This window comes from Caballeronia sp. BR00000012568055, from assembly GCF_029439455.1.
Classification (GTDB): Bacteria; Pseudomonadota; Gammaproteobacteria; order Burkholderiales; family Burkholderiaceae; genus Caballeronia.
Genome location: NZ_JAQFVG010000174.1, coordinates 943 through 4,782 on the forward strand (window position 1 = coordinate 943; position 3,840 = coordinate 4,782).

Here is a 3,840-nt window from a genome sequence, read left to right on the forward strand (position 1 = left end):
CCCAGACCGTGTCAAAACGCGTACCGCTGGGATTTTGACGCCAGGCTGCCGCAACGACAGATCGCGGCTGGTTGATTGCGGCACCACAAACGTAAGTCAGCGCCGAACGTATTCTAGGACACGTCCGCCGCGCGGTCTTTCACGCCCGCATCGCCTTCATAACCGTGTCTGAACCTAGCACCTTGATAACCCGCTTCATGTTGTAGGCGAGAACGTGCAAGCTCATCTCCGTGCTCACACGATCGATAGTGCGTGTTAGGAAATGAGTCGCTCCCATCCAGGCCTTGATCGTGCCGAAGGGATGCTCTACGGTCTGTCGTCGAATACGCATCATGTCCGGGGCGAGATCAAGCCGGACCTGCATCTCTTCGAGCAATCCCTCGTGCTCCCAGCGCGTTACCCGGCGTTCCGTGCTTGGAGTGCAGTTGTCTTTCAATGAGCACTGTTGGCACTGCGAGCTCCAGTAGCGATCCAACTTCAGGCCACGCTCAGTTGTCTTGTAGCGCCATATGAGACGCTCGCCCGCCGGACATCGATACTCGTTCTTCCCAGCGTCGTAGATGAAATCTTCTTTGCCGAAGCGGCCGTCGAACGTTGCGCCCGAGGTCTTCGTCTTGGGAACAAACGCCGTGATGCCGGCCTCGTGGCAGGCGAGTATCTCCTCACTCTTGTAATAGCCTTTGTCTGCAACTGCCGTGAGCTTATCGACACCCATTTCCGTACGTGCCAACTTGGCCATCGACGTGAGTTGATCACGATCAATGCCGTTGTTGGTGACCTCGTGCGCGACAATCAGATGGTGTTTCGCATCGACCGCTACTTGAACGTTGTAGCCGACGACGCCTGTCCCCCGTGTCTTCATCGAGCGTGCGTCTGGGTCCGTGAGCGACACTTGCTTGTCCGGCGCTGCGTCGAGTTGACGTTCGACTTGCTTGAGGATTTGCATCTGCTCCTTGAGAGCCGCAATCTTGTCTTGCAGCCGTTCTGTCTTTGCTTTCGCGATTGTCGGCTCCTGACGATCGGCGGTGTCCATTTGCACAAGATAACGGCTAATGCTTGCCTCGATGTCCCGCATTCGCCGTTCTAGTTTTGCGCTCGTGAAGTTACGGTCGCGATGGTTCACTGCCTTAAACTTGCTCCCGTCTATCGCAACGAGCGCTTCGGAGAACAAGTCCAAGCGTTGGCATAGCATGACGAACTGACGGCAGACGCTGCGGATCGCTTTGCCGTTGTCTTTGCGGAATCGCGCAATGGTCTTGAAGTCCGGTGCCAGGCGGCCGGTGAGCCACATTAATTCGATGTTGCGCTGGGCCTCGCGCTCAAGGCGACGACTGGATTGAATACGGTTCAGGTAACCGTAGATGTAAATCTTAAGCATCACCTCAGGGTGATATGAAGGCCGGCCGGTAAGTGCTGGCTCGACGCCGTCAAACCCGAGCTGCTGAAGGTCAAGCTCATCCACAAAGACATCGACTACGCGCACGGGGTTCGTATCCGTCACGTAGTCGTCGAGCGCTTCGGGAAGAAGAAAGCTTTGCGTACGATCGTCGCCTTGAACGAACCGCTTCATCTCGCTCCCTCCGCCATCGGATGAGATATTTTAGCAATTCAAAAAGGTGTTTTGACACGGTCTGGGCCGGACAGCGACCCGCTCGCCCTCCGGTGAGCTCGTCTCAAACGTCAATCTGTTCAGCCATCTCAATCGCATTGCCGACATCGACGCCAAGATATGTGTGGATTCGCGATGTCGTCCACATCGTGCGCACGGAAAACGGCGAGATTGATGCGCTGTTCGGCTTCATGTTCAACATCAGCGAACGCAAGCGCATGGAGGAACGGTTCGCCGACATGCAGCGCGAACTGGAACGGCTGTCGCAGTCCGCCAGCTTGACGGGGTCGGCAACCGTCGCATGTTCGGCGCGCGAATGGGCGGGCGCGGCGGCATCGGGCAAGCCGGTTTCGCTCGTTATGATCGACATCGACTTCTTCAAGTCATACGACGATTGCTACGGTCATCTGCAAGGTGACGAATGTCTGAAGCCCATCGCACGCGTACTCAGCGACGCTGCCGGGCCGAACGCCTCGCTGAGCTGCTTCGGCGGCGAGGAATTCGTGCTCGTGCTGCCCGATACCTGTGCCGCCATGCGCGTCGCGGAACGCTGTCGTGTGCTGATCGCGGACGAAGCCATCGCACACTTGCGCTTGCCGCACGGTCAGCTCGTCACGGCCAGCTTCGGCGTGGGCACCGTGGCGCCGAATGACGGCATCGACATCACGGCGTTCATCAATTTGACAGACGCCCAGCTCTATCAGGCCAAGGAACAGGGACGCAACCGTATCGCGGCGGTGGACCGTGCCGGGATCAGCGGGGAAGCGTTCAAGACGCAGTCGCGGTGAGGGCGAGCGGCGCACGCTCTTACTGTTGTGCGTTGGATTGCCGCGCCAGCACGATAGGCATGGCGGTATCGTCGCGCCGGCCGGCGACGTAGGCGGCCACGGTCGCGATACCGATCGGCAGGGTGAGAAACATGAAAAGCTCGCCGAAATGCCATTCGAGGCCGAGCAGGATCGCGCCGACATAGGCCCCGGAAATGGCGCCGAAGCGGCCGATGCCCGTCATCCAGCTTGTGCCGGTCGCGCGCATCTCGGTCGGATAGTAGCTCGCGGCCATCGCCGTCCATCCCGTGTTGGTGGAGTTCGTGCAGTAGCCGAGCAGGAACACCATCATCATCAACCCCGAAAGCGCAAACGACATTTTCGCCAGAATGACCGTGAAAATGCCGGCGGCTACGAGCGTCACCATCATCACCGTGTGTGCCTTGAAGCGATCCATCTCCCAGCCAATGACGATGTTCCCGAGCGTGCCGCCGACCTGCATCATCGCGGCGACCAGCGCGGCATCGCTCATTGAGAAGTGATTGCCCTTCACCATGATGGGAAGCCAGCTATTGAGGAAATAAACCGTCATCAGATTCATGAAGAGACCCACCCACAGCGCCAGCGTGACGCGCGTGTGCGGCCGGGTGACGATCAGCTTCATGGCGGCGCGCCCCGCGTGGCCGCGCTCACTGGTCACGAACACGCTCGACGGATCGACGGCCGACGAATCGATCCGCTTCAGCACGCGCATCAACGCATCGCGGCCGCCCTGCCTGACTGCCAGGAACTTCGCGGATTCCGGCAGCAAGACGGCCAAGACCAGCGCAAATGCCATCGGCACGACGCCGCCGATCACGAGTATCGACTGCCAGCCGTGCGTGGCGATCAGATACGTCGATAGAAAGCCGCCACCCGCCGCACCCAGGGTGAAGCCGCAATAGATCACGGTCACCATGATCGAGCGGTACTTCCTCGGCGCATATTCCGAGGCAAGCGTCGCGGCGTTCGGCTGCGATGCGCCGAGGCCCAGCCCTGTCAGAAACCGCATGACCGACAGCACGGCCAGATTCGGCGACCACGCCGACAGCAGACTCATGACGCCGAAGAAGCCTACCGCGCCGATCACCACGCGCCGTCTGCCGAACCGGTCGGCCAGCGGCCCGCCCACCAGTGCGCCGATCGCGAGGCCGAATAGCCCCATGCTCAGCACCGGCCCCAGCGCCGCGCGACTCACTTTCCAGTCGTCCAGAATGGCGGGGGCAATGAAGCCCATCGCCACGACGTCGAATCCGTCCAGTATCAGGACCGTCAGGCCAAGCGCAAGGATTTTCCAGTGAAACGTCCCGAACGGGCGTGTATCCAGAAATTCCTGTACGTCGAGTTGTTTCACGCCAGGCATCGGTATCTCCAGAGTCGTCGTATGCGCGCGGCGCTTTTATCTATGTAGGGTTCCGAATCAAA

General features: G+C 59.8%; 3 protein-coding genes. 1 reads left to right on the plus strand and 2 read right to left on the minus strand.

What is annotated here, in order from left to right; all coding sequences use genetic code 11:
• Positions 1 to 139 precede the first annotated feature (139 nt).
• The gene (locus P7F28_RS09445; RefSeq protein WP_277184244.1) at positions 140 to 1,570 is read right to left on the minus strand and encodes an IS1182 family transposase; all 1,431 of its coding nucleotides are present in this window, start codon (positions 1,568 to 1,570) and stop codon (positions 140 to 142) included.
• Between the two features lie 161 nt (positions 1,571 to 1,731).
• Between P7F28_RS09445 and P7F28_RS09450 the strand changes: the two genes are divergently transcribed.
• Positions 1,732 to 2,397 (plus strand): diguanylate cyclase domain-containing protein, encoded by a 666-nt coding sequence (locus tag P7F28_RS09450; RefSeq protein ID WP_370467284.1) that lies wholly within the window; start codon positions 1,732 to 1,734, stop codon positions 2,395 to 2,397.
• Between the two features lie 19 nt (positions 2,398 to 2,416).
• Here the strand turns inward: P7F28_RS09450 and P7F28_RS09455 are convergent, their stop codons facing one another.
• Entirely contained in the window at positions 2,417 to 3,778 is a 1,362-nt protein-coding gene (locus P7F28_RS09455) for an MFS transporter (RefSeq protein ID WP_277184245.1), read from the minus strand.
• Positions 3,779 to 3,840: the final 62 nt, after the last annotated feature.